Origin of the sequence: Stenotrophomonas maltophilia group sp. msm1 (assembly GCF_032025805.1) — a bacterium.
GTDB lineage: Bacteria > Pseudomonadota > Gammaproteobacteria > Xanthomonadales > Xanthomonadaceae > Stenotrophomonas > Stenotrophomonas hibiscicola.
The window spans coordinates 1,299,625-1,324,934 of sequence record NZ_JAVSKH010000002.1; the positions used below are offsets into that span (position 1 = coordinate 1,299,625).

The following is a 25,310-nucleotide window of genomic DNA, read 5'->3' on the forward strand; positions in this document are numbered from 1 at the left end:
AAGGGGGTGGTCAGGGTTCTCCCACGTCAAGAATCAAGGCGTGATGCGACCCGAAGCGGACATCTGCTGATTGAGGGTATTGCCAACGGACTGTACAAGGCCGAGGTGATCCACCGTCGCTCCTGGCAAAGCCTCGAGGCCGTCGAGCTGGCCACGCTGGAATGGGTGAACTGGTTCAATCTTCGACGCCTGCTGGAGCCGATCAGCAACATCCCCCCCAGCCGAAGCTGAAGCAGCCTACTATCAGCAGACCCGTGAGCTCGCCATGGCGGCGTGACTCACACCAACGAGCCTCCGGGATTTCCGGGGCGGTTCAGCCAGCAGATCGCTGGATATTGACGCTTGACTTTCGGCATGGTAAGCGCAATATCTTGCAAAGTCTTGCAAGAACTTCCTCAGGCGAGGCCGCGTGACGACGGAACTTGTGGGGGTGGTATGACAGCGCGCCAGCAGGCGATCTTCACACTCGACGAGTTGGCTGCCTACTTGAAAGTCGGCAAGCGGACGCTTTACCGGCTCGCCGCGCACGGGGACATTCCGGCCTTCAAGGTCGGCGGGACGTGGCGGTTTCGTCAAAGTGAAATCGATCGATGGATCAATGATCAGACCCAAGCAGGCAGAAAGAAGGAGGTGATACGCACGGATGAGCAGCCAAAGTCAGCGGAACAACCCGTGTCGCCAGGGCGCGCTGTCCGTCGCCGCAGGCAAACGGAGTGAGCGAGAGTCTTCAATTTTTCTTCTGGAGGTGTGACATGGACATTGATCTCAAGAAATTGGCTCCCTGGAACTGGTTCAAGAAGGAGCAGGAAGAACAACAGAGCACTGCCTCGCTGCCGGTGCAGCGCAATGACCTGCCGGTGGCGGGTGGGTCGGTCAGTCCCATCCTGCAATTGCATCGCGAGATCGATCGCCTGTTCGACGACGCGTTTCGAGGCTTCGGTTTCCCGACGCTGGCCATGCCACGCTGGCCGTCGGAGTGGCCGGGCCTGCTGAAGCCGGCCCTGGACATCCAGGAGACCGACAAGCAGTACAAGATCGCCCTGGAAGTGCCCGGGGTCGAGGAAAAGGACATCCAGATCACGCTCGATAACGATGTGTTGCTGGTGCGCGGTGAGAAGCATCGGGAACAGGAAACGAAGGATGGTGGTTTCCACCGCGTGGAGCGTTCCTACGGCAGCTTTCAGCGCGCCCTGAATCTGCCGGCCGATGCCAACCAGGAAACGATCAAGGCCGCTTTCAAGAACGGCGTGCTCACGATCACGATGGACAAGCGCGAGGCCAGTGCCCCCAGGCAGGGGCGCTCGATCCCGATCAACGGCTGACGCCGATCGGCTCGTCCTCCGAAAAACAACCAAGTGAATGGCGAGGCGCCGTGACCTTCGGTGCCTCGTCAAATCAGTCCCTTTAAGGAGCATCAGCATGGCCAGAAAGCAGTGCCAAGTCTGCGGCCAGCCCGCCACGGTGCGGGTGGAAGCCAATCTCAATGGTCGCCACAGCACCATGCTGTTGTGTGACGATCACTATCGCCAACTGGCGCGCCAGCAAAAGCGCACCGTCTCGCCGCTGGAGGCTCTGTTTGGCTCGCGCAGCGGTTCGTTCGAAGACTTCCTCGGCAGCGACTTCTTCCGCATCGGTGACGATGCACCGTCCGTGGCGGCCGATACCGACGAGGTCGTCGATGCCTCGTTCGGCGAATCCGCTCCCGCAACGGCGGGCACGGCGCGCCGCCGCGGCAGTGGGCTGGCCAGCCGTATCAGCGAACAGTCTGAGGCCCTGTTGCAGGAAGCCGCCAAACATGCTGCCGAGTTCGGCCGGCCCGAAGTCGATACCGAACACCTGCTGCTGGCGCTGACCGACAGCGACGTGGTCAAGACCATCCTGGGGCAGTTCAAGATCAAGGTCGATGACCTCAAGCGGCAGATCGAATCCGAAGCCAAGCGTGGCGACAAGCCGTTCGAAGGCGAGATCGGCGTGTCGCCACGTGTCAAGGATGCGCTCAGCCGTGCCTTCGTGGCCTCCAACGAGTTGAGTCATTCCTATGTGGGGCCAGAGCACTTTCTGATCGGCCTGGCCGAAGAAGGCGAAGGCTTGGCAGCCAACCTGCTGCGCCGCTACGGGCTCACGCCGCAGGCGCTGCGCCAGCAGGTGAGCAAGGTGGTCGGCAAGGGGGCCGAGGACGGCCGTGCCGAGACGCCGACCAATACGCCGGAACTCGACAAGTATTCGCGCGACCTCACCAAGATGGCGCGCGAGGGCAAGCTCGATCCGGTCATCGGCCGCGCGCAGGAGATCGAGACGACCATCGAAGTGCTGGCCCGGCGCAAGAAGAACAACCCGGTGCTGATCGGCGAGCCTGGCGTGGGCAAGACCGCCATCGTCGAAGGGCTGGCGCAGCGCATGGTCGCAGGCGAGGTGCCCGAGACGCTGCGCGACAAGCGCCTGGTGGAACTCAACATCAACGCCATGGTGGCCGGCGCCAAGTACCGCGGCGAGTTCGAGGAGCGTGTGCAGAAGGTGCTCAAGGAAGTGACCGAGCACCAGGGCGAGCTGATTCTCTTCATCGACGAGGTGCACACCATCGTCGGTGCCGGCCAGGGTGGCGGCGAAGGCGGGCTGGACGTGGCCAACGTGTTCAAGCCGATGATGGCGCGCGGCGAGCTGAACCTGATCGGCGCCACCACGCTCAACGAGTATCAGAAGTACATCGAAAAGGATGCCGCGCTGGAGCGTCGCTTCCAGCCGGTGATGGTGCCCGAGCCGACGGTAGCGCAGACCATTATGATCCTGCGCGGCCTGCGCGACACGTTCGAAGCGCACCACAAGGTCAGTATCACAGAGGACGCGATCATCGCCGCCGCCGAGTTGTCCGACCGTTACATCACCGCCCGCTTTCTGCCCGACAAGGCCATCGACCTGCTCGACCAGGCAGCCGCACGCGTGAAGCTGTCAGCCACGGCCCGCCCGGTTGCCGTGCAGGAGCTGGAGGCCGAACTGCACCAGCTGCGGCGTGAGCAGGACTACATGGCCTCGCGCAAGCAGTACGACAAGGCCGCCGAGCTGGGCAAGCGCATCGAGGCCAAGGAGGCCGAACTCAAGAAGCTCGTCGAGGAATGGGAACGCGAGCGCGCCTCGGGCAGCGCCGAGGTCAAAGCCGAGCATGTCGCGCAGATCGTCTCGCGGCTGACCGGCATCCCGGTCAGCGAGCTGACGGTGGAAGAGCGCGAGAAGCTGCTGCATCTGGAGCAGCGGCTGCACGAGCGCGTGGTGGGCCAGGACGAAGCGGTGCGCGCGGTGGCCGATGCCGTGCGTCTGGCGCGCGCGGGCCTGCGCGAAGGCAGCAAGCCGGTGGCGACTTTTCTGTTCCTCGGGCCGACCGGCGTGGGCAAGACCGAGCTCGCCAAGGCGCTGGCCGAGTCCATCTATGGCGATGAAGGTGCGCTGCTGCGCATCGACATGTCCGAGTACGGGGAACGCCATACCGTGGCACGCCTGGTGGGCGCGCCTCCGGGTTATGTGGGCTATGACGAGGGCGGCCAGCTCACCGAGAAGGTGCGTCGCAAGCCCTACAGCGTGTTGCTGCTGGACGAGATCGAAAAAGCGCACCCCGACGTCTACAACATCCTGCTACAGGTGTTCGACGACGGTCGCCTCACCGACGGCAAGGGCCGGGTGGTGGATTTCACCAACACCATCATCATCGCCACCTCGAATCTGGGCTCGGACATCATCCAGCGTCGGCTGAAGGCCCGTGGCGCCGCCGGCGAGGAATACGAGAGGACCAAGTCCGAGGTGATGGACGTGCTGCGCGGACACTTCCGCCCCGAGTTCCTCAACCGCATCGACGAGATCATCGTCTTCCATGCGCTGGGCAAGGAGGAGATCCGCCATATCGTCGGCCTGCAGCTCGATCGTGTGGCCCGCAACGCCGCCAGCCAGGGCGTGACGCTGACCTTCGATCAGACCTTGATCGATCACTTCGCGGAGGAAGGCTACAAGCCCGAGTTCGGCGCGCGTGAGCTCAAGCGGCTGATCCGCAGCGAACTGGAGACCGCATTGGCGCGCGAGATGCTGGGTGGCGGTATCGGCAAGGGCGATCACGCCAGCGCCCGCTGGGACGACAAGGCCGAACGCGTCGTCTTCGAGCGCAAGGAGCCACCCGCGCAGCCGGCCGAGCCTGATAAGTCCGATGCCGCGAACGTGGCCGAGGCACCGCCGAACGGCGAGAGCAAGCCTAAGCGCAAGAAGAAGCCGGCGGGCGGCGAATCTTGAGTCATGAGGAGGCTATCGTGTCCGACCCCAACGGGCTGACATGGGCAGCCACCCTCGTGTCGCTGGCGGTCGCTGTCCCCACGGCGGGGCACGCGGTCATCTACAAGCGTGACCCTCGATCGGCCACGCTGTGGATACTGCTGATCGCCTTGTTGCCGCTGGGCGGTTCGCTGCTGTATGGGCTGTTCGGCATCAACCGTTACCAGCGGCGGGCACGGCGGCTGTTTCCGGGGACGGATCTTGCTGTTCGACAGGATCTCTCGCCCACGGTGCCCGAGCCCGTATCGCCGCCGCTTGCCGGCCTGGCGCACCTGGTAGGACGCGCCACCGGCCAGTCGCTGACCGGCGGCAACCGCATCGAGCCGCTTGTCGATGGCGAGCGGGCCTACCCGGCCATGCTCGCCGCCATCGAATCGGCGCGGAACAGCGTCGCCTTGGCCTCGTACATCTTCGACAGCCAAGGCATCGGGGCGCAGTTCGTCGATGCGCTGCGCCGGGCTCATGAGCGCGGCGTGCAAGTGCGGGTGCTGATCGACGACGTGTATGCCCGCTGGACGCCCCGCAGCGCCTACCGCGCCTTGCAACGCGCCGGCGTTCCGGCGGCGACGTTCAACCCGACGTTGATTCCCGCGCGCCTGCATGCCGCGCATCTGCGCAATCACCGCAAGCTGCTGGTGATCGATGGCGAGGCAGGTTTCACCGGTGGCATGAATATCTGCAGCCCGTATTGGCGGCCCGATGCGCCGGGCCAGGCCTGTCACGATTTGCACTTTCGTCTGCGCGGGCCGGTGGTTGCGCATCTGATGCAGTGCTTCACCGATGATTGGTGCGATGCCACGGGCGAGCAGCTCGGCGAGGGTTTCTGGCGCGAATCGCCCGCAATGGCTGATGAGCAAGGGACCTCTTGGGCGCGCGGCATCGAGGCCGGTCCCGACGAGGCCCTGGACAGGATGCGCTGGACCTTCATGGGCGCTTTGAGCGCGGCGAAGCATTCGGTGCGCATCTGGACACCTTATTTCGTCCCCGATCAGCCGATGATCGCGGCGCTTAGCACGGCTGCGTTGCGCGGGGTGCGTATCGACGTGCTGACGCCCGCAAACGGTGACCATCCCGCGGTGCAATGGGCCGCGCGCGCCCACTACTGGCAGGTGCTGGAGCACGGTGTGCGCATCTTCGAACGTCCTGGCCCGTTCGACCACAGCAAGCTGATGCTGATAGACGGCCAGTGGTGCTGCCTGGGTTCGGCCAACTGGGATGCGCGCAGCCTGCGCCTCAACTTCGAGTTCAATGTGGAGGTGTACGACACCGCGCTGTCTACGCGGCTGGAATCCCTTTTTGATGCCGCCCGTGATGCATCGAACGAGATATCGGCCATGGCGTTGCGCGCCCGCCCGCTGGCCATCCGCTTGCGCGACGGGGTGGCCCGTCTGTTCACCCCCATTCTCTAGCGACACGACTTGCGAGGAACATTGCCGATGGAAAAGAAAGATCAATGGAACATCGGCTACTGGATCGTCGCCGGCCTGTTGCTGCTGACGCTGCAGAACTACTGGCAGGCGGCGAAGACGGTTGAACCCGTTCCCTATAGTGAGTTCGAGAAAGCGCTGGCCGAGGGGCGCGTCGCCGAAGTACTGGTGTCGGACCGCACGGTGACCGGGCGCCTGAAATCACCGGACAGCCGGGGCAAGACCACCATCGTGGCCACCCGTGTCGAACCCGACCTGGCCGAGCGGCTGTCCAAATACGACGTGCCTTACGCGCGGGTGGTGGAAAGCACCTGGCTGCGTGATGTGCTCTCCTGGATTCTGCCGGCGGTGGCCTTCTTCGGCGTCTGGTTCTTCCTGTTCCGCCGCTTTGCCGAGAAGCAGGGCATGGGCGGTTTCCTGAGCATCGGCAAGAGCCGCGCCAAGGTATTCATGGAGAAGAACACTGGCGTGACCTTTGCCGATGTCGCTGGCGTCGATGAAGCCAAGGCGGAGTTGGTTGAGATCGTCGATTTCCTCAAGAATCCGCAGGAGTATGGACGGCTCGGGGCGCGCATTCCCAAGGGCGTGTTGCTGGTGGGCCCACCGGGCACCGGCAAGACATTGCTGGCCAAGGCTGTTGCCGGCGAGGCGGCGGTGCCCTTCTTCTCCATCTCCGGATCAGAGTTTGTCGAGATGTTCGTCGGCGTGGGTGCGGCGCGCGTGCGCGACCTGTTCGAGCAGGCGCGCGGGCAGGCGCCCGGCATCATCTTCATCGACGAACTCGACGCACTGGGCCGCGCGCGCGGTGTCGGCGGTCCCATCGGCGGCCACGACGAGCGCGAGCAGACCTTGAACCAGTTGCTTACCGAGATGGATGGCTTCGACAGTTCGGTGGGGCTCATCATCCTGGCTGCCACCAACCGGCCCGAAATCCTCGACCAGGCGCTGCTGCGCGCCGGTCGCTTCGACCGTCAGGTGCTGGTGGACCGGCCCGACAAGAATGGTCGCCTGGATATCCTGAAGGTCCATGTCAAGAAGATCACCCTGGCCCACGGTGTAGATCTGGAACAGGTGGCGGCGCTGACCACCGGCTTTTCCGGCGCTGATCTGGCCAATCTCGTGAACGAAGCAGCGCTGAACGCGACGCGGCGCAAGGCGCAGGCTGTGGAACTGCAAAACTTCACCGCCGCCATCGAGCGCATCGTGGCGGGCCTGGAGAAGAAGAACCGCGTGCTCAATCCCAAGGAGCGGGAAACCGTGGCCTATCACGAGATGGGCCATGCGCCGGTGGCGCTGGCGCTGCCCGGCACCGACCCCGTGCACAAGATCTCGATCATCCCGCGCGGCATCGGCGCGCTGGGCTACACCCTGCAACGCCCCACCGAAGACCGCTTCCTGATGACGCGCGCCGATCTGGAGTACAAGATCGCCGTGCTGTTGGGCGGGCGCGCCGCAGAGAAGTTGGTGTTTGGCGAACTGTCGACCGGTGCCGCAGACGATCTCGCGCGGGCCACCGACATCGCCCGCGACATGATTACACGCTTCGGCATGGATGAGGGCTTGGGGTACGTTGCTTTTGAGGCACAGAGGCCGCGTTTTCTTGATGCGCCTGAACTGGTTCAGGGTGGCTGCCGGGTAGCCGAATCGACTCAGACACGCATCGACCAAGCCATCCGTGACATCGTGATGGGTGTGTTTGATCGTGCATACCGAATTCTCGAAATCAACCGAGAAGTGCTGGAGCGCTGCGCGCGCGAGCTGCTGGCGCGGGAAACGCTCGACGAAAGCGATATCCGTCAATTGACTCAAGGACTTGCTCGGAACTGAAAACAGTAGTAGGTGCCATTCAGAGTAAGCCGACGGCTCTGTTCAGTGCGTCATCCAATTCGCCGGCATTGTTCAAGGAGAACCGATATGTCTGCATTGACTCCGTGGGACCCCTTCCGGGAGCTGGATGAATTGCAAAACCGCCTGGCGACGATGTTGGGACGGACACCCCAGCGACAGGGCGCCCGTACCGGCAACGAAGCCATGACCACGGCGGACTGGGCACCAATGGTGGACGTCAGCGAGGATGAGAACGCATTCATCCTCAAGCTGGATCTGCCGGAGGTCCCCAAGGATGCCGTGCGCGTCAGCGCGGAAAACGGCGTGCTCACCATCAGCGGCGAGCGCAAACTGGAAAAAGAGGAGCAGGGCAAGAAGTTCCACCGCATCGAACGTGCGTATGGCCGCTTTGTGCGCAGCTTTGTCTTGCCTGACAACGTTGATCCGACCAAGGTGACGGCTTCGATGAAAGACGGCGTGCTGGAAGTGCGGCTTGTCAAGGCCGAGCAAGCCAAACCGAAACAGATTGAAATCTCAGTCAACTAACTTCAATCAGGAGCCCAAGATCATGAATATCAAACAGCCACAATACATCTTCTCCGCACTTGCCCTGGCGGTCGTCGTCGGACTGAGCGGACCGGCTCTGGCCCAATCGGCGGCAGGTTCTAGCCCAGGTGCTGCAGCACCCTCTGCCGCATCCAAGGCGGCACAGCCACAGGTAGATGACAAGGTCGCCCGGGAAGCCGCGGGAAAGCGCGCCAAACTCGCCCAAGATGCAATCACTGCGCTGGCCAAGACCCATGAGGCATTGATCCTCCTTGATGCAAGGAAGACCAAGGAGGCGCTCGCTGCGCTGGAACTGGCCAGCGGAAAGCTGGAACTGGTATTGGCGCGTGACCCAAAACTTGCTTTGGCGCCCGTCGATGTACGCGTCATCACCCATGACATCCACGCCGACGTGGAATCGGTCAAGAAAGCGGTCAAGTTGTCTCGGGAGTTGTTGGATGATGGCGAGGTGCAAAAGGCACGGCCCATCGTCGCCAATCTTGCCAGCGAAATCGTGATCGAAACCGACAACCTGCCGATGGCAACGTACCCGGCAGCGATCAAGTCGGCCGCACGGCTCATCGACAGCGGCAAGATTGACGATGCCAAGGCGGTGCTCGCCCGAGCGCTGAACACGATGGTGATGACCTCGGTCGCCTTTCCTCTGCCCGTGCTACGGGCCGAAGCCGCGATGGCAAAAGCGGAAAAGCTGGCCGAGACCGGCAAGCGCAATGCCAAACAGAGCGAGGAGCTCAGCGCCCTGCTGGCCTACGTGCGCACGGAGATCGAGCTGGCGCAGATCCTGGGTTATGGCAAGAAGGCGGACTTCAAGCCCATCTTCGATCAGGTGAAGGCTATCGAGCAGAAATCCGCCGGAGGAAAAAGCGGCAAGGGGTGGTTCGACGAGTTGAAGATGCGCATCCAAAGGCTGTCTTGATGTGGTGAAGGAGCTGACTGCACCATCGGCTAGTCTCGCGATGGGCGCAGTCAGCCCAATAGATTCGCCTATTTTCACTAACTCATACGAGACATATCACCATGAATGAGCAAACATCGAATCCCAATGCGACGAACAAAGAAATAAACGAACAGGCCGCGGTAAGCAGCCTTCCTGTCAGTCCAGAGGCCAAGCCTGAAGTCGTCACGGAGGTACAGCCTGAGGTTCAGAAGGAAACGGACTCGCAGGCGGCAGACAAACGTAAACAAGTCCTCGATGAGGCCGTCTCGGCCTTGGCGCTGACCAAATCAGCGCTGGCCGCACTTGACGGCAAGGACGCTGCACGCGCATTGGCAACGCTGGCCGAAGTGACGGGAAAGCTGGAGCTGATCGTTGCGCGCGAACCCACGCTCGCCCTGGCCCCCGTTGATGTGCGCACCATCGTGCACGACCTGTTCGCCAACACGGACACCATTGAGGCGATGACCGACGAGGCGCTGGATGCCCTCAAACATGGCGAGGTGCAACAGGCACGTCACGTGCTGGCTTTGCTGGCCAGTGAGATCGTGATCGCGGTCACCAACATCCCTCTGGCGTCCTATCCCGCAGCCGTGAAGTCAGTCGTGCCGCTGATCGATCAGGGCAAGATCGAAGAAGCCAAAGCCGCGCTGCAGGCAGCGCTCAGCACGCTGGTCGAGACGCGCAGCGTGCATCCGCTGCCCGCCCTGCGCGCCAGGCTGCTCCTGAAGCGCGCCGAGCCCCTGGTAGAAGATGGTCAGCGCAGCGAAGCATCCAATGAGCGCCTGGAGACATTGTTGAACGAAGCCCGGCAGCAGTTGGAAATGGCAGAACTGCTGGGCTATGGAAAAAGGAAGGACTTTGAGTCCATGTACGATGAACTCAAGAAAATCAAGCAGAAGACGGGAGGGGGAGGCGGCGGAAAAGGCTGGCTCGATGAAGTCAAGGCAAAACTGTCCAGGTTGTTCTGAAACCGCTGGAGAGGGGGCGCATAGCGCCCCCTCTCTTGTCCCATGAGTGTTTGATTTTTCATCTCGTATAGGTCTTTAGGAGATATTGCATGAACACAGACACCATCGCCAATTCCAATGCGGATGACCCCACCAAAGCACTGTGTTCGCTGAGCCAAAATTGGTGGCTTTTTGCGCTGCGCGGTGTCTTGGCATTGATTTTCGCAGCCCTTGCGTTCTGGATGCCACAATCGGCTCTGTTGGCCACGACCTTAGTGTTCGGCGCATTCTCCTTGGTCAATGGCGCTTTCAACTTGGTTGCAGCGGTGCGCCATATCCAGAAAAAAGAGCGCTGGGGCTGGCTGCTGTTCAGCGGCATTGTCGGCATGCTTACCGGCGTTGTCGTCCTGGTTGCTCCTTTGGTCGCCACGATGGTCATGGCTTCTTTTTTATGGGCTAGCGTGGGGGTCTGGGCGATTTTCACCGGTGTGCTGGAGATATCCGCCGCGGTTCGGCTGCGTCAAGAAATCAAGGGTGAAATCTGGCTTGCCTTCAGTGGACTGCTCTCGATAGTCCTTGGCGCTATCGTCTTGTGGATATTCTTCTCCCGTCCGGCCGAGTCATTCCTGGCCGCAGGCTGGCTGCTGGGCTTCTATGCGGCAGTCTATGGTGTCACGCTTTTGTTCTTGAGTTGGCGTCTTCGCAGAACGCGCCAGGGATAAGAGCGGGTCAAACTAAATTCTATGGATATGAGCATTTTCGGTTCGTGACTCCATAGAAATGACATCAAAGGAGTCATACATGCAGACGCAATATAGCTATCGAGCTGTCGACAAAGAGTTTCATGAACCATGGCAGAGAGCTTTGGGAAATGCGGTCGAGCACGCCCTCAAGCCATTGCTCGACAAACACACTAAAGATTCAGTGCGACTTCGAATCGTCCTTGATCGCGACAAGACCAAGCGGCAATTTCTGGCCAGTGGCTATATGCACCTGCCCGGCAGAAAGATTGTCAGCGTTACTGCATCACATGACGAGCTGACGCCCCTCGCGCAGATGCTCGCACAGTCGTTGTGCCGTCAGGCCAAGAAGCATTTTGACCGGCTGCATGCTCAGGACCAGATCAAGCGCAAAGCACGACGCGAGCGCTTGCGCGAGCTCAAGGTGCGAATTGCCGCAAAACCCGCGTCAGCCGCCCATGAGGCCAAAGTGACCCGAATGCCTCTACTGTCGAAACTTGAGGCTGTCGCAAGGCGTGAGCTGGCTTATCTGCGTGCCGTCGGCGATTTACCGCGCGATTATCCGACGCTGCGCGACGTGGTGGATGAAGCGATTGTCCAAGCTGAGGTGGAATGGCAATCCGTGCCGGAAGAAAAAGCGGCTTACTTCGGTCTTCTGAAGCATCTGTTCGCCGTGCTGGATCACGAAGTGGCAAACAGCCGGCAATTTGGCGAATTCGTTTCTCTGGACGCGCCGGTCGAAGCGGATGCCCAGGACGTCGCCGAGGCCATGGTGGAAGAGGAAGTCTTCGAATTTTATCAGCCCGATGACACACTCAGGCTGGCCGATATCATCGCTGACAGTCAGCATCCCGATGCCGCAACGATCGCGGAACAGCAGGAGCTAGTTGATCGGTCGAGCGAGTTCGCTTTTGCATTCGACCTGCTGAAGGACATGCCGCGTTTGTGGCGGCGCATTTTTCTGCTTATCCGTGTGGACGGGCTGGATGCCAGCAGCGTCTCTGAAATCCTGCTGATTCCTAGTAAGGAAGATACTGTCCAAAGGTGGCTCATGCAGGCCGAAGCGTTCATCGCTGCTCATTTGGAAGAGGCCGGAGTAAGCAAAGACGGGAACGATTGGCTCCAAGGCGTTGATTGGTCGGCATTGTCTGTGACCCGAAGCGCGGCAGCCTCACTGTGGTCCAAGGAGGCGAACCATGAAGAATGATCTTCACCTCGTCTGTCCGCATTGCCAGTCCATCAACCGCGTACCGACTGCGAAGCTATCGGAACATCCCAACTGCGGCCGCTGCCAGCAGCCCTTGTTCACGGGCGAACCCATCGAGTTGACCACGGCGACGTTCTCGCGCCACGTGGAGCGCAGCGACCTGCCACTGTTGGTAGATTTCTGGGCACCTTGGTGCGGGCCGTGCAAGATGATGGCCCCGCAGTTCCAGCAAGCGGCGCGTCAGCTCGAACCCAGGGTCAGGCTGGCCAAGGTCAATACCGAGGCAGAACCCCACCTGGCCGCGCAGTTCGGCATCCGCAGCATTCCGACGCTCGCCCTGTTCCAAGGTGGGCGGGAGATCGGGCGTCAGGCGGGCGCCATGGGCGCGCAGGACATCGTGCGCTGGGCATCTGCACAGGTGGGGCGCTGACCGATGCAGGACTTGCTCGGCGCCACCCTGATCCTGCTGGCGGCATGCAGTCTCGCGGCGGTGGCGACGGCGGCGTTCAGAGTACCCGCCTTGCTGGGTTACCTCGCCGTCGGCGCCTTGCTGGGCCCGTCGGTCAGCGGTGTAGTCGCGCCGGGAGAAGCGCTTGATTTTCTGTCCGAGCTGGGCGTGGCCCTGCTGCTGTTCATGGTTGGGCTGGAGTTCTCCCTCGGGCACTTCTGGCTTTCCCGTAAAACCGTATTGGCGGCCGGCAGCTTGCAGATGATCGCTGTCGCCACGCCACTGACCTTGATGTTGATGTGGCTGGGACAGCCAGTTCAGTGCGCTGCGTTGCTCAGCACTGCGGCGGCCATGTCGTCCACGGCGCTGGTCAGCCGACAGCTGGCCGACCAAGGCGAGCTCACCACCCGCCACGGCCGCAGCGCCATCGCCGTGCTGGTCTTTCAGGACCTGGCCAGCGTGCCCCTGCTGGCCCTGCTGGCGATCTGGGCGCGCGGCGAGTCGCCGAAGATCGAGAGCGTGCTGCTCGAAGTGTTGGGCGTGCTGATGTTGTTCGCGGCAGCGGCCCTCGCCTCCCGTCGTCTGTTGCATGGCCTGCTGGGCTGGGTGGCGCGGCAGGGCCACGAAGAATCCTTCGTGCTGGTTTCCTTGTGCGTGGTGGTGGCTGCCGCCGCTGCTGCACACGCGGTCGGCGTATCCGCCGCCCTGGGTGCGTTTTTGGCCGGCATGGTGCTGGGCGAGAGCGACTTCCGTCACCACATGGAAAGCCACCTCAAACCGTTTCGCGATGTGTTGTCGGGGGTGTTCTTCGTGACCATCGGCCTGCAGTTGGACGGAGCGCAGATTCTTTCGGCACCACTGGCGGTGTTCGCGTGGCTGGCAGTGCTGGTACCGGTCAAGATCGGGCTCAACACCCTGGCCTTGCGGGCGACGCGCCTGTCCGCCTTCGATGCCTGGCGCACGGGCATAGCGTTGGGGCATGGCGGCGAGTTCGCCCTGCTGTTGTTGGGCATGGTCTTGCAGCAGCATCTGATTCCCGCGACCGTCGTACAACCCATGCTGGTCGCGCTGGTGCTCAGCATGGCCTTGGCACCGCTGCTGATCCGCCATCACGATGTACTTGCCCGGTTCTTGAGCCGCACCGGCGGCGTCATTCAGCCACCCCAGGCTGAAGAAGTTGAGATCACCGCGCAGACAGCGCGATTTCGAGACCACGTCATCATCTGCGGCGCAGGCGAGCTTGGCCTGACAGTCAGCGAAATTCTTCGACACGCGGGCGTGGCGCATCTGCTGCTGGAAGCAGACGAGCAGAAGGTCGAGGCCGCACGTGCCGCCGGCGCGCCGGTGTTCCATGGCGATGCCAGTCGCCCCGATACCTTGCTGGCTGCCGGGTTGGCGCAAGCGCGTCTGGTGGTGCTCACGTTCGACCATGCCCAGCAAGTGCTGCGCATCGCCCAGGCGATTGCCGAGCGCCGTCCGGCGCTGACCTTGTGGGTGTCATGCAGAAGTACGACCGCGGCCGATGCACTTCGCGCCATGCCCAACGTGCATGTACACCAGCAATCCTTTGCCGCGGCCCTTGGGCTGGCGGAACAGGTGATGTCGTCGCTTGGCATGTCGGCCGAGCTCGTCGAACGAAACATCAGTGCGATGCGCCGCCGTCTCGACAGCGGCAATGTCGCAGGGAGTCCATCTGCATGAAGTCAACAGGCCGCAATCCATTTCAGGTCTTCCGTGACCAATGGGCCATCATGAGTTTATACGATCGCTTCGAGCAGGTCGTCGCCCTCGTTCTGTCGGCGGTAATTGCCGTCATCATCGTGGTGTCGCTGTTCCAGCTCATCGCCATCGTCTTCACGCTGCTGGTCCTCGATGCCTTCAATCCCCTGGATCACAAGGTATTCCAGAGTGTGTTCGGCATGATCATGACGCTCTTGATCGCGATGGAGTTCAAGCATTCCATTGTGCGCGTGGCGCTGCGTCGGGACAGCATCATCCAGGTCAAGACCGTGATCCTCATCGGTCTGATCGCGCTGGCGCGCAAGTTCGTGATCCTTGACCCCGAGGCGAGCCCCGCAAAGATAGCCGCGCTGGCAGGCGCCACGCTGGCTCTGGGTGCGACCTACTGGCTGCTGCGCGAGCGCGGCGACCGCGCCGCCGAGACCTCTTGACCTGCCCCCACTGAGCCGTACCACGTGAAGCTGTAAAGTCCGTCAACCCGAGAGGACGGACATGCGCAAGAGTCGCTTCACCACCGAACAGATCATCGGATTCATCAAGCAGGCCGAGGCCGGCATGGCAGTCGCGGAACTGGGCCGCCAGCACGGCTTCAGCCCCGCCAGCTTCTACGCCTGGCGGGCCAAGTACGGCGGCATGGAGGCCGAGGACGCCAAGCGCCTGAAGGAGCTGGAAGCCGAGAACAACCGGCTCAAGCGGTTGCTGGCCGACGCCCATTTGGACATCGAGGTGCTGAAGATCGGCTTCGGGGTAAAACGCTAGCCCCGCAACGCAAGCGCGAGGCAGTCCGACGCATGCTCGACCAGACGGTGTTGAGCGAGCGCCGGGCTTGCCGCCTTGCGGGGCTGTCCCGCGATGCCTTCCGCCACCCGCCCGTGCCGACGCCTGCCACCCAGGCACTGTCGGCACGGATCATCGAACTGGCCCAGATCCGCCGCAGGTTCGGCTATCGCCGCCTGCACGACCTGCTGCGCCCGGAGTTCCCAGACGTGAACCACAAGAAGGTCTATCGGCTCTACAGCGAGGCCAGCCTCGCCGTGCGCCGACGCAAGAAGGCCAAGCGCCCCCCGCTTGAGCGACAGCCTCTGGCGATCGCTACGGCGCCCAACCAGGTCTGGAGCATGGACTTCGTCAGCGACGCCCTGGCCAACGCCCGGCGGCTCAAGTGCCTGACCGTGGCCGACGACTTCACCCACGAGTGCGTGGACATCACGGTTGACCATGGCATGGGTGGCGCCTACGTCGTCCGGGTCCTCGACCAGGCCGCCTGCTTCCGGGGCTACCCGCGGGCCGTACGCACGGACAACGTGCTAACTCTGGAGTCAACAACAAATTGGGAGCGAACGGATCCGCGGACGTCGCTGACGTCCGGTCAGGCAAGTCGCACCGCTATTTGCACCAAGTCCCGTGGGCTTCCACGTCTTCAGGGTCTCCTGGTCTGACCATAGTGAACACGAGGTCCAGAACGGCCTCGAACGTGCCTAAAACAGCATGGAGTCCCGTGGAAGGCCCGAGCATTATCTACAGGATCCTAAGAGGTCCCGACGGCCCTACGGAGAGGGGTCGATCCACGGGGTAAAGCATTTTCGAAGTAGCAGCGGTATTGGGTTTGTTGCTTGACCAGGCCATAGGCGACACGCGCCATCTTCGCGGCCACGGCAGTCAGTGCTTTTCTTTTGCGGTCGGCGTTGGATGGATCGTTCCGGATGTAGCGCTCGTACTTCTCCCGGAAGCTGTTCTCCCGCATCCGGATGGCCACTGTGGCGGCAAACCAGAAGGCGAAGCGAAGGCGCGCATTGCCGCGCTTGGACAGCCGCTCCTGGCCCTTGTATTGGCCTGATTGGCACTTGGCCAGATCGAGGCCGCAGTACTTCAGGAACTGGCGATGGTGGGCGAAGCGACGCAGGTCGCCAGCCTCGGCCAGAATGGTCAGTGCAAGCACAGGTCCAATACCCGGAATCGAACGCAGCGACTCATAGTCTGGGCGCCCCGAAAGGGTCTGGTGCGCCTGTTCCGCGAGCCGGTCGCGCTGCTGGACCAGCTCCTGGAAGCGCTGCAATTGCAGGCGGAAGCTCTGAACCTCGAGCGAGTCATCGGCGACAGGCAAGCCAATGCTTCGCAGGGCGATTTCATATAGTTCGCGTAGCCATGCCGCCTTGTTGACCTTGCGCCCCACCAGGTCCCACGCCTCCTTGCGGAACGTCTCGTAGTCACGCTGTTGGATTGATGCCGCAGTAGGAAAGCGGAGCATGAAGCGGGCGAACCAGTCCGCATGTGCGCTGTCGAAGTAGCGCTCGATTTCGGGAAAGTACAGCGGCAGATAGTGCGTCATCAAGCTGTGCTGCAGTCGCGTCCTTGCCAGGCTGATCTGATAGTGAGTCTTGGACAGCTCCTGCAATCCGTGGTACCCGGCCAGCAAGGGATCAATGTAGCGCAGCGTCATGCCCTGCTTGAGCAGTGCGAGAATCACGCGGGCATCTTTCGGGTCGTTCTTGTCCCATGAGTTGAACATTGCTTCGCGGTAGCGGGCGCCAGCGACTGATGAGACAAGGCAAACGTCGAAGCCTTCCGTGAGAAGCCGGAAAGCCAGCGTTCGATGGCAGTCTCCAGTGGGTTCCATGGCGATCCTGGCAGGCTGGGGTAATCCACGCAGCAGAGCGACCAGACGATCGTGCTCTTCCATCGAGCTGGCAATCCGAAACTGCTGCTGCTTGCCGTCAGGCGTTTCAATCAGGACGGCATGGTGACGCTTGGCAATATCAATCGCGACCCACGTGGCCGCAGGCGTAGCATTGGGCTGGGCAGTCATCGTCGGCAAGCTCCTGTGGTGTGTGAGAACCCTCAGGATGACCTTGGAGACGGTGGCTGCCCACGTCATGGGGATGCTTCCAGATGTACTACGGCCCCGAGTTCACCAGCCGGGCCTTCATCGCATGGACGCAACGCCACGGCATCAAGCACCTGTTGATCGAGCCGGGCAGGCCCATGCAGAACGGCTACATCGAGAGCTTCAACGGCAAGTTCAGGGACGAGTGCCTCAACGAACACTGGTTCACCTCGCTCGCCCAAGCCCGCCAGGTCATCGCCGACTGGCGACGCGACTACAACCAGGTGCGACCACACAGCAGCTGCGGTCGAATCCCGCCTGCCCAGTTCGCTGCCAACCACCGAGCACAACAAGCCGACAACGCAGTAACCTTCAACCCCGGGCTTTATCAGTAATCACTGGTATGGCCAGTGGGGGCAGGTCAGCCGCGCGAATCCGCGAGATGCACGAGGACAGCCGTGGCACTCTCGGCGCCGGTCGCATGCACGAAGACCTGGTCGATCAGGGCGAGTCGGCCAGCTTGAACCGCGTGGCGCGACTGATGGCGGCCGAGGGTTTGCAGGGCTGGCCGCGCCCGAAGCGGCGCGGTCAGCGCGGACGGCCGGCGCTCACGCCTCCGGGCGTGCGCAACCTGCTGGAGCGGGACTTCACCGCACTGGAGCCGGAGACCAAATGGGTCGGCGCTCAGCCTGTTCCAGGTCAAGAGCTATGCCGACGAATTCCGCGCGGCGGTGGGCGGCAAGTCCGCACCTCCGTTGCCGGTGGACCAGGACCATTCGGTGAGCCTGGTCACCGATGACATGGAAGACACCACCCGCGACTTCGTGCTCAAGCGCCTGGCGCAGGAATTGAAGGGCCTGCCTCTGGAGGATTTCGTGGTGCACCTGCTGCAGTGCATGGGCTACCACGCGCGCAAGACCCGTGTGAACGAGCCCAGCGTGGACGTGATCGCCCACAAGGACCACCTGGGCATCGAGCCGCCCATCATCAAGGTGCAGGTCAAGAGCAGCCCCAACACCGTGACCGACAAGGACGTGTCGGCGCTGTACGGCAAGCTGTCCCACGGCGAATACGGGCTGTTCGTGACCCTGGGCAGCTACAGCCCGTCCTGCCGCAATTTCGAACAGGGCAAGGGCAACCTGCGCCTGATCGACGGAGATGAACTGGTGGACCTGATCTTCGCCCACTACGAGCAGTTCGATTCACGCCACAAGGGCCTGCTGCCGTTGCGCCGCATCTACGTGCCGCAGGTGCTGGAGGCGGACTAACAATGGCAGGGCTGCGAATTTGATGCATCGCTCCATCTATCTGGTACGCCACGGAGAAAGTGTCTCCAATGCGGGTGGCATCACCATGCCCCATGCCTTGATTCCACTAACAGAAGCGGGGCGCAAGCAGGCAGAGGCGCTATCGGCTCGGTTGCCAGCTCAGCCCCCCAGGATTCTTGCCTCGCCCTTTATCAGGGCGCTGGACACCGCCGAGCCTTACGCCAAGCGAAGGCAGGTCAAGATCGAGCAGGAGCCGTTGCTGCAGGAATTCGACATGATCGACCCGGTGTTGATCGCCGGCATGGACCAAGACCAACGGCGCCCGATCGCCGATGCGTTCTGGAAAGAGGGTGATCCCACAAAGCAGATGGGCGAGCAGGCCGAAAGCTTCGGGCAGTTCGCGAGCCGAGTATCCGCGTTCATGACCGACCGGCTCCCGCTGCTACCCGACGGAACGGTCTGCTTCGGTCACGGCATCTGGATCGGCATGGTGGCGTGGAAGCTGTTGGGGTTCGGCGCAGACACCAGTGATGACATGCGCCGCTTCCGGCGTTTCCAGACTGGCCTGCCGCTGCCCAACGGCGCGGTCTACGCGCTTGAGGAATTGGCGCCCGCTCAGTGGTTACTCCTCAATAGATTCGCGTGAATCACACGCTTCCGCACCGCGGTCGAAGCATCGCCGATTACTTTGGCCTGCGCTGCGGAAGTGACTCCACCGTTGCTTCTGGCAGCGCGCCCAGCTGCGCCAGCTGGTCCCTTGAGCCGCTGTACGATTCATAGAACTGTGCCCACTTGCTGAAGCCGCCCAGTTCGCCTACTGCGCGGATCATCGCGACGTGGGATGCCGTGAGCAGAGCGACCTGCGATTCAAGCTCGGCGATGCGCACATCGCGATCTGCCAGGGCGCTGGCCGCGGCATCACCAGAGAGCTTTCCAGGCCTGCCTCGCCAACGACGGAATTCGGCTTGCCGCTCCTGATACTGCGCAAGCATGCGGCTGCGTTCTTTGCTGCGGGTGATCGATGATGCGGCTTTGATTTGCGGATGCAAGCGTGCAACCGCCCGCGCGGTGATGTCCTCGTCGCGCGATAGCAGGTCGTCCAGCACTCGGCGCATTTCCGGATCGCAATCGCGTGTGGCTTGTTGCAAGCTGTCGTTATCCATCCATGACTCCGCTGCGGCGAGGAAGAGAGAGGTCGGGACCATCAGGGAATGGCTTATCGCCTTCCTTGGTCGCCAGGAGCGTGCGCACGCCGTCAAGTCTGACCTTGGCATGTTGAACCTGGTTCGTGCGGCCGATGCTCTTTGATGGCCTGGCTTCTGCGATCTCGACAGCCGCGACCAACTTGAGTTCGAGCGTCCGCAGGTGACGGCGGTTCTCCGGCAAGTTGGTTGCCGACAGATGACGGCAGCCGGAGAAGCACTCCAGATGCTTTGGACACGGATCGACAGTGAAGCTGTTCAAGCAATGTCCGTATGGAGTCGCGTGAAAGCCATCGGCTTCGACCTTCAGAAACTCGAACGCTGCGGTGTCACCCTCCGCGCTCTGGATCTTCTTGAACGCATCCACGATTGGACCACTGGCTTTGCCGGATTGGATCATCTTCGCGACAGTGCTGGCTTTCTCGCCGAGTGCCATTTCCACGTCTGGAGGCAGTTCGAGTTGATCCAACTCTTCCGCCAAGCTGCGATGATCGTACTCGTAGCTTTGGGCCACGCTGCGGCGATTGAAGCGTTTGGAGATGACGGTGTCGGCTACGCCGAGACGGAAAAGCTCGGTGTTCTGTAGGTGACGCAGGGTATGGGAGGTGAGTACCAGGACCTTGTCGTCGTCAGATTGCCCATACCGTTTGAAAAGCGTGTCGCGGGACTTCTGCTCGCCGAGGGAAAGATTGACCAAGCTTGTATCGGGCCGACCAACGGAGATGTATCGGGTGACATCGCAGACCCCATTGTTTCGCTCCTCGGCTAGGGACCGTTTCGGATGCAGGAAAAGGAATTCCCAGGAAGCAAAGCTGCGATCGGTCAGACTGAAAAGCTCGGTGTCCGGCAACTTTGAGCTGGCCGCGACACGAAGGTAACTTTCAAGATCTCCGATTCTTACGAAGACCTTGCTCATGTCGCGCTTGCCGTTGGGTGAGACCGCCCTGCCTTCGACGTCTCTCAGCACCAATGCGCCACCATCTTTGCCCTCGAATCCCGCCATCCGGCGAAAGTACATGCGAGCGGTCGCACTCATTTCACCTTGAAGACTGGCATTCAAGCTCTCTTGAACTTTCTGGAGCTCGTCGAAGCAATCAGCGGAATAGTTTTGACGGCACTTCTGCATCCAATACTGTTTCTTGTCCTCGGCCAGGTCTAGCCAGAAGGCGTTTCCGGAAAGGCGAGAGTAGATTTGCGTGGTCGGCACCAGCTCACCGAGCGCAAAGTCTGGCAGAACGCGCCCTGTTTCAGTTTGCTTCCTCAGCGTGCTTCGTAGCGGATTTGTGATTGCCTCAGCACGGGTCAGGGTCTCGCTCACGATCTCCTCGAACATCTGGGGAACGTAGTGAGTCTTGGCGACTAGCACCTTGCTATCTGCATTCTTTGCCTGCTGCTTTTCGGCGAAGTGCCGAATCATGAGCGATTTGGAGTAGCCACCTAGCTCCCCTGCAGGCCGCTGCTTCGAGTCGTAATAGTGCCGGTCCGTCCGCCACTCAGCGGGGAGGAGCGTGGCCTCACCAATTCGGAAGCCCGTCAAGATCATGATGCGAATGGCCGCAAAGCGCAGTTCGTCCATGAAGGTCAGGGGCTGCTCGGTCATAACGATCCGGACCAACTCCCAGAACGCGCGACGTTCTGGTAGGCGCTCAGCGCGCTTGCGATCTTCCAGGTTGTGCCGAATCTCCGCTTGAGAATTGAGAAATTTGGACCGCCGAGTGGCTCTAGGCTGGAGACGTGCGGCGGCGAGGGCAGGGTAGAGCGGCCCCACATCGGCCAAATGGTTGGCATCAAACACCACCTTGGTCAGACCCGCGATCAAGTCGCCAAGCTTGCCCGACGCCTGGATGCTGTTGCCGGTGCGAACCGCGAGAGCCATCTCGTCGACGGTGACACTCCACGGCTCAGCGTCCCCCGCGCATGTAGCGATCACGCGCAAGGGGCGTGCCACATTGTTGGCGATGTGACCGAACGAGTTGCGGCGAACAAACAGCTGTTCCATGACGGCAGCTTTGATGAGGTCTTGCCATGCGAGCGAAAAAGTGCGCGCATGCAGAACCGGTAGCCCGTTCGAAGAGTGGGCTGCGTTGAGCGCATCAAGTGCCGAAGGTTCCGAACTGAAGTGGCGCAAGCGATGCTTAGGTGCAACGCCTCCTGCAAGCGCAGTGAGGTCCCAGTCGTACCCTTTGATCGCCGTGCCGCTCTGGTCCAGAGGAATTCCCCAAGGAACCCCATGCGTCGCGGCCAGTTCCATTCCGAGCTTGATGAAAGCGGCGAAGTGGGGATTCAAGACGGCGTACCTTCGAGCTCAACCACCACTGCCTGAACCTCTGCGATCGTCCGTTCAAGCTGTAGATAGGCCGGCGAAACCGCGTCGCCACGAGACGAGTCGTGGAAAAACCGCGCCACATCCCGAAAGTCGGCTAGAACTCTCGAGTGCATCTGAACGTCGTGAATCGGCATGAACTTCCTGCAGCCGTAGCAGGACAAGATCGGGTTGTAGGGACACGCAGCCTGCCCGGAGGTGCACCCACCGATCCCCGCGATCGGAACACCATGTGGCGCTCCGCCAATCTGCTGGGACTCTTTCAATTGCGCGAGTTCTTCTGGACCGATAAAACGATTGTGGGCAATGCGAGCCACGCGCTGATAGATCTCGGAGATTCCCAGGGCTTTGTTCACCCGCTCAGCCTGGTTGGCCGATGTTTCGTAGTACACGAGCGCAGTCGTCATATCCGAGTGCCCAAGGAACTCGGCCAGTTCCTCTTGGCTTGCGCCGGCGTCAACGAGGCGTTGAGCGGCTGTATGTCGTAGATTGACGGCAGTCGCGCCAAGCTCGAGCAGATCGCGGAGTAGGGAGCTGATGCGACGACTTGCTTCATTTGCGGATGTGGCGCCGAACACCCTAGCGCCCGCGTCATCGCCATCAACCTGAAAGCGCCGTTCGATCTCGACGAAAAGAGGTGTCCACTCGCGTTTTACTCGTCTAAGCAGCGGCTTGGCGGCACTAGAACTCCGCTGTTTCGCCATGCGGAATGTGATGTGGACGGAAGCGAACATGTCGACGGATTCGTGACGAACTTTGACGTCACGAAACGTGAGCATTGCGATCTGAACCGGTCGCATCCCGAACTGGTACGCACACAGCAGCATCGCTGCGTCTTGCACATCTTCGAGGGTCAGCGACGACGCTTTGGCCTGGATTGCCGCTTCGTCCAAAAAACGAACTACCGCCGCTTCATCATCCACCGAGAGAAACGCTTCGCCAGACCGGACGACGGCGTACTTGTCGTTGAAGGGAAGGGGCAGGGCGGATATCACACCGTGATAGGAGTCAGCCCATTGGTTGAGTCGATATTTGCATAGCAGTCGCAGGATAGATTTCGCGCACGCGTACGCTTCCGCCGGCAGGTCGCGTGCAAAAAATGTCGCCCAGAATGATCCTATTCCTGTTGGTGCTACCCCCAACAACCTGACGATTTCTGCCTCGCCGATTGCCTTGCTGCCACGGGCGTACTTGCTTGCCGACGATGGAGCCAGGCCTTCACCCAGGAGGTACAAGAAGACGTGTTTTATCAACAAGGCGAGTTGCTCGGACAGATGATCAAAGCCAACTTTCACAACCCGGCCATCGATATGAACCGCAAAACATCTGGCATTGGCTGGATCTCGAATTGATCGTTGCTTTCCGTCGAAATCGTCGTAGTACCGAATCACCGGAGGCAACGACGGTAGTTGAGCAACTATTTCGCAAGCCCCAGCTTCCAGCTGCCATTGAATATTTTCATTTCTAGCCATGTCGCGCTCCAAGCGAGGCCTAGGAGGGGATCGCTCTTAGAACGGAAACTCTCTCGTCTAACGCGTCGTTCCAGACTGACGAGAGACGATCTTCAAACACTGCCCGGGCATAGCGAACTGGCATCTGTGACTCTCTGGACCAACCAAAAAACGCCCTGAGCTTCTGGAGCGCTTCTTCCATTGGATCACCCTGCTGCAGCAGCTGATTCAGTCTTACCACGGCGCATGTATGACGCAGATCGTGGGGTGTTATGGTCGTCTTCTGATTTCTGTCCGTTAGCTCTTTAAGGGCAGCGCGTGGGAGGCTCACGGAGATCTTTGCGAACATCTTCGTCAAAGACTCCGTTGACAACGGCGTGTTCTGCTGCGTGTTCAACAGGAAGGCGTGACTTGGCTTTCCTCGATAGTTCTCGACGTAGGTTTGCACCAACGCAGCAATCGTGTTGCTCACTGGCAGTTGACGAACGGAATCCGCAGATTTAATGCTGGGTCGCGAATACCGTGGATCAACCTCGTCATCGGAATACTTGCTTTCCGACACGTTCAACCAGTGCCGGGGTCGTTGTTGACGATCATCGAATCCGCTTTTGACAACATCCGCCGTGAGGAGCATCAGCTCACCGCGCCGGAGGCCCTGGTGAAGCATCAACAAGAAGGCCACGAAGGTTAGCCACCTGGTATGCGTTCTGGGGAATGGGTTGGTCGCAGATGCTGGGTCCAACATTTCGTATAACACTTCAACCACGCTGGCCGGCAGTGAACGGATCTGGCTCGCGTGCTTGCTCTTTCGCACATGTAGCTGCCCATAGAGATTGGACAGGCGATGCAGCCGACCCTCGATATGCCGTAATCGATCCGTTGGCAGGGTTGTCTTCGACAGCCAAGTGACTACGGCCGTGACGAAGGACAACCCGGTTCTCCAACGTGTCTCGTCGGCGGACCCTACGTAGGCTTGGTTTCGGATGGATATGAACCAAGACTCAAGAATCTCGGCAAGCCGTACGTCATCCAGGTCGCCCAATGCATCGTCTAGAGAACTGGTTCCAAATAGGCTGTCTGCGTGGGCGTAGAGGTTCTCCACATAGCGTAGCCGCTTGACCTGAGTGGATGCGGCAAGCTCAGAACTCGACATCGATGTCCAGACGCTGGCCCAGTAGCGCGGCAGCCTGTAGCGATCATCGACAATCAATGCGCCTCGGAGTGAGCTCGGGACTTGAGGATCATTCAGCAGTCTAAGCACAAGGAACTCTTGGAGAGAGCAACATGATTTGTACCATTTATCACGTCACTGTTGCGGTCAAGTAGGCCTAGAAGGCCTTCTCAACGCAACACCTCAATAACTACCACTTTTTCGCATAATGTATATTATGTTCACTGCGCCATTGCCCGATCCAGGCTTCACCAGTCACGCCCCTGATCCACTCCAGGCGCCGGCCTGATTGTCAGTGATTCGATCACTGCCAACCGCCCTTTGGGCTTCCCTCAACCTCTGCAGGAATGCCAAAGGATCTTGCGGATCTGACAGTGGCGGGTAAAGACGGCTTTGCGGGCGTAGTTTTGCCGCTGATCTTGCCGTGGCTGCACGCCAGCCTGGCAAGAGCGCTTTCGCCGATTCGGCACCAACGACCGAGGCCTCAGGAGCGCGTTCTGGCACCCCAGCCGTAGCCACTCACTGGTCGTGACGCGTCACGCTATTCGGCTCGTTCCATGCCGGCGAGCTCCATGCCATCTAGGCGCGGGCCCGCGTCGATGCGCTGAGGATGAGCGCCACATACGCAATCAACGTGCCGGCCACCAAACCCCAAACCTCCATCTCCCAGTTCCTCCGATACGGGGATGGGCCTGTCACCGCCCAAACCAACAGCAAGGCGGCCGTCACCAGCACCGTCCTGTTGGCGATGGAAATGAGCTTGTCTGCAGATTCATGGCCCAGATTGGGATCCCATCCGAAGAGCCAACGCAGGCGTTTCCAGTAGTCGTGCCCCACAGCCAACAGAAAGAGGAACGCGCCCGCCAGCAGACTCAGCAAAAACTGTACCAATGGATTCAAGGGACATCCTCAGGAATTGTGCA

General features: G+C 61.0%; 21 protein-coding genes and 4 pseudogenes. 19 read left to right on the forward strand and 6 right to left on the reverse strand.

Translation table 11 applies throughout. The features are described from left to right. Nucleotides 1–60: 60 nt before the first annotated feature. The 15 genes and pseudogenes from ROV95_RS13665 to ROV95_RS13735 form a co-directional block, all read left to right on the forward strand. A pseudogene (locus ROV95_RS13665) lies at nt 61–277 on the forward strand (IS3 family transposase); the annotation flags it as partial. A gap of 158 nt (nt 278–435) precedes the next feature. Beyond that, a complete protein-coding gene (locus ROV95_RS13670) occupies nt 436–717 on the forward strand; it encodes a helix-turn-helix domain-containing protein (RefSeq protein ID WP_032961707.1) in 282 nt (93 codons plus the stop codon). Between the two features lie 35 nt (nt 718–752). Beyond that, a complete protein-coding gene (locus ROV95_RS13675; RefSeq protein ID WP_005409669.1) occupies nt 753–1,322 on the forward strand; it encodes an Hsp20/alpha crystallin family protein in 570 nt (189 codons plus the stop codon). A 97-nt stretch (nt 1,323–1,419) separates the two neighbouring features. Then, a complete protein-coding gene (gene clpK / locus ROV95_RS13680) occupies nt 1,420–4,269 on the forward strand; it encodes a heat shock survival AAA family ATPase ClpK (RefSeq protein WP_180890376.1) in 2,850 nt (949 codons plus the stop codon). Nucleotides 4,270–4,286: 17 nt separating this feature from the next. After that, complete coding sequence (gene cls / locus ROV95_RS13685) at nt 4,287–5,717, forward strand: cardiolipin synthase (RefSeq protein WP_188218419.1); 1,431 nt, start codon at nt 4,287–4,289, stop codon at nt 5,715–5,717. A gap of 27 nt (nt 5,718–5,744) precedes the next feature. Continuing rightward, nucleotides 5,745–7,562 (forward strand): ATP-dependent zinc metalloprotease FtsH, encoded by a 1,818-nt coding sequence (gene ftsH, locus ROV95_RS13690; protein WP_005409666.1) that lies wholly within the window; start codon nt 5,745–5,747, stop codon nt 7,560–7,562. An 87-nt stretch (nt 7,563–7,649) separates the two neighbouring features. Next, entirely contained in the window at nt 7,650–8,108 is a 459-nt protein-coding gene (hsp20-GI, locus tag ROV95_RS13695; protein ID WP_005409665.1) for a small heat shock protein sHSP20-GI, read from the forward strand. A 22-nt stretch (nt 8,109–8,130) separates the two neighbouring features. Then, nucleotides 8,131–9,045, forward strand: a complete 915-nt coding sequence (gene yfdX1 / locus ROV95_RS13700; RefSeq protein ID WP_005409664.1) for a heat resistance protein YfdX1 — start codon at nt 8,131–8,133, stop codon at nt 9,043–9,045. A 101-nt stretch (nt 9,046–9,146) separates the two neighbouring features. Next, nucleotides 9,147–10,034, forward strand: a complete 888-nt coding sequence (gene yfdX2 / locus ROV95_RS13705) for a heat resistance protein YfdX2 (RefSeq protein WP_005409663.1) — start codon at nt 9,147–9,149, stop codon at nt 10,032–10,034. Nucleotides 10,035–10,123: 89 nt separating this feature from the next. Continuing rightward, nucleotides 10,124–10,735, forward strand: coding sequence for an HdeD family acid-resistance protein (locus tag ROV95_RS13710; RefSeq protein WP_005409662.1), 612 nt, complete (start codon nt 10,124–10,126; stop codon nt 10,733–10,735). Between the two features lie 79 nt (nt 10,736–10,814). After that, entirely contained in the window at nt 10,815–11,960 is a 1,146-nt protein-coding gene (locus tag ROV95_RS13715) for a hypothetical protein (protein WP_005409661.1), read from the forward strand. Then, nucleotides 11,950–12,390: a heat resistance system thioredoxin Trx-GI gene (trx-GI, locus tag ROV95_RS13720; protein ID WP_005409660.1), complete on the forward strand. Its 441-nt coding sequence runs from the start codon at nt 11,950–11,952 to the stop codon at nt 12,388–12,390. The genes ROV95_RS13715 and trx-GI overlap by 11 nt, the downstream gene beginning before the upstream one ends. A 3-nt stretch (nt 12,391–12,393) precedes the next feature. After that, nucleotides 12,394–14,109 (forward strand): heat resistance system K+/H+ antiporter KefB-GI, encoded by a 1,716-nt coding sequence (gene kefB-GI, locus ROV95_RS13725; protein WP_005409659.1) that lies wholly within the window; start codon nt 12,394–12,396, stop codon nt 14,107–14,109. Continuing rightward, the gene (gene psiE-GI / locus ROV95_RS13730) at nt 14,106–14,579 is read left to right on the forward strand and encodes a heat resistance protein PsiE-GI (protein ID WP_032961714.1); all 474 of its coding nucleotides are present in this window, start codon (nt 14,106–14,108) and stop codon (nt 14,577–14,579) included. The genes kefB-GI and psiE-GI overlap by 4 nt, the downstream gene beginning before the upstream one ends. Nucleotides 14,580–14,640: 61 nt before the next feature. Beyond that, nucleotides 14,641–15,452 (forward strand): annotated as a pseudogene (locus ROV95_RS13735) (IS3 family transposase); the annotation flags it as partial. A 224-nt stretch (nt 15,453–15,676) separates the two neighbouring features. On the opposite strand, the gene ROV95_RS13740 reads toward ROV95_RS13735, so the two are convergent. Then, nucleotides 15,677–16,954 carry an IS110 family transposase gene (locus ROV95_RS13740; RefSeq protein WP_312544882.1) on the reverse strand — a complete coding sequence of 426 codons (1,278 nt, stop codon included), beginning with the start codon at nt 16,952–16,954 and terminating at the stop codon, nt 15,677–15,679. Nucleotides 16,955–17,046: 92 nt separating this feature from the next. Here ROV95_RS13740 and ROV95_RS13745 point away from each other — a divergent pair. The 4 genes and pseudogenes from ROV95_RS13745 to ROV95_RS13760 form a co-directional block, all read left to right on the forward strand. Continuing rightward, a pseudogene (locus tag ROV95_RS13745) lies at nt 17,047–17,367 on the forward strand (integrase core domain-containing protein); the annotation flags it as partial. A 35-nt stretch (nt 17,368–17,402) separates the two neighbouring features. Further along, nucleotides 17,403–17,651 (forward strand): annotated as a pseudogene (locus ROV95_RS13750) (IS3 family transposase); the annotation flags it as partial. A 100-nt stretch (nt 17,652–17,751) separates the two neighbouring features. Then, the gene (locus ROV95_RS13755) at nt 17,752–18,240 is read left to right on the forward strand and encodes a restriction endonuclease (RefSeq protein WP_312544884.1); all 489 of its coding nucleotides are present in this window, start codon (nt 17,752–17,754) and stop codon (nt 18,238–18,240) included. Between the two features lie 22 nt (nt 18,241–18,262). After that, complete coding sequence (locus tag ROV95_RS13760; RefSeq protein WP_005409645.1) at nt 18,263–18,886, forward strand: histidine phosphatase family protein; 624 nt, start codon at nt 18,263–18,265, stop codon at nt 18,884–18,886. Nucleotides 18,887–18,923: 37 nt separating this feature from the next. Here the strand turns inward: ROV95_RS13760 and ROV95_RS13765 are convergent, their stop codons facing one another. The 5 genes from ROV95_RS13765 to ROV95_RS13785 form a co-directional block, all read right to left on the reverse strand. Further along, nucleotides 18,924–19,403, reverse strand: coding sequence for a hypothetical protein (locus tag ROV95_RS13765; protein ID WP_005409644.1), 480 nt, complete (start codon nt 19,401–19,403; stop codon nt 18,924–18,926). Beyond that, nucleotides 19,396–21,729, reverse strand: a complete 2,334-nt coding sequence (locus tag ROV95_RS13770) for a hypothetical protein (RefSeq protein ID WP_312544886.1) — start codon at nt 21,727–21,729, stop codon at nt 19,396–19,398. Before ROV95_RS13770 ends, ROV95_RS13765 begins: the two co-directional genes overlap by 8 nt. Further along, the gene (locus ROV95_RS13775) at nt 21,726–23,237 is read right to left on the reverse strand and encodes a site-specific integrase (protein WP_049449467.1); all 1,512 of its coding nucleotides are present in this window, start codon (nt 23,235–23,237) and stop codon (nt 21,726–21,728) included. Before ROV95_RS13775 ends, ROV95_RS13770 begins: the two co-directional genes overlap by 4 nt. A 19-nt stretch (nt 23,238–23,256) precedes the next feature. Next, nucleotides 23,257–24,477, reverse strand: a complete 1,221-nt coding sequence (locus tag ROV95_RS13780; RefSeq protein WP_032960048.1) for a site-specific integrase — start codon at nt 24,475–24,477, stop codon at nt 23,257–23,259. A gap of 489 nt (nt 24,478–24,966) precedes the next feature. After that, on the reverse strand, nt 24,967–25,287 hold the full coding sequence (locus tag ROV95_RS13785) for a hypothetical protein (RefSeq protein ID WP_312544887.1): 321 nt from the start codon (nt 25,285–25,287) through the stop codon (nt 24,967–24,969). Between the last annotated feature and the right edge of the window lie 23 nt (nt 25,288–25,310).

Bases quoted from the DNA above. Each gene is read 5' to 3' on its own strand.
- ROV95_RS13670 (WP_032961707.1), top strand. From the start codon at position 436: ATGACAGCGCGCCAGCAGGCGATCTTCACACTCGACGAGTTGGCTGCC.
- ROV95_RS13675 (WP_005409669.1), top strand. From the start codon at position 753: ATGGACATTGATCTCAAGAAATTGGCTCCCTGGAACTGGTTCAAGAAG.
- clpK (WP_180890376.1), top strand. From the start codon at position 1,420: ATGGCCAGAAAGCAGTGCCAAGTCTGCGGCCAGCCCGCCACGGTGCGG.
- ftsH (WP_005409666.1), top strand. From the start codon at position 5,745: ATGGAAAAGAAAGATCAATGGAACATCGGCTACTGGATCGTCGCCGGC.
- hsp20-GI (WP_005409665.1), top strand. From the start codon at position 7,650: ATGTCTGCATTGACTCCGTGGGACCCCTTCCGGGAGCTGGATGAATTG.
- yfdX1 (WP_005409664.1), top strand. From the start codon at position 8,131: ATGAATATCAAACAGCCACAATACATCTTCTCCGCACTTGCCCTGGCG.
- yfdX2 (WP_005409663.1), top strand. From the start codon at position 9,147: ATGAATGAGCAAACATCGAATCCCAATGCGACGAACAAAGAAATAAAC.
- ROV95_RS13710 (WP_005409662.1), top strand. From the start codon at position 10,124: ATGAACACAGACACCATCGCCAATTCCAATGCGGATGACCCCACCAAA.
- ROV95_RS13715 (WP_005409661.1), top strand. From the start codon at position 10,815: ATGCAGACGCAATATAGCTATCGAGCTGTCGACAAAGAGTTTCATGAA.
- trx-GI (WP_005409660.1), top strand. From the start codon at position 11,950: ATGAAGAATGATCTTCACCTCGTCTGTCCGCATTGCCAGTCCATCAAC.
- kefB-GI (WP_005409659.1), top strand. From the start codon at position 12,394: ATGCAGGACTTGCTCGGCGCCACCCTGATCCTGCTGGCGGCATGCAGT.
- psiE-GI (WP_032961714.1), top strand. From the start codon at position 14,106: ATGAAGTCAACAGGCCGCAATCCATTTCAGGTCTTCCGTGACCAATGG.
- ROV95_RS13740 (WP_312544882.1), bottom strand. From the start codon at position 16,954: ATGACTGCCCAGCCCAATGCTACGCCTGCGGCCACGTGGGTCGCGATT.
- ROV95_RS13760 (WP_005409645.1), top strand. From the start codon at position 18,263: ATGCATCGCTCCATCTATCTGGTACGCCACGGAGAAAGTGTCTCCAAT.
- ROV95_RS13765 (WP_005409644.1), bottom strand. From the start codon at position 19,403: ATGGATAACGACAGCTTGCAACAAGCCACACGCGATTGCGATCCGGAA.
- ROV95_RS13775 (WP_049449467.1), bottom strand. From the start codon at position 23,237: ATGGCTAGAAATGAAAATATTCAATGGCAGCTGGAAGCTGGGGCTTGC.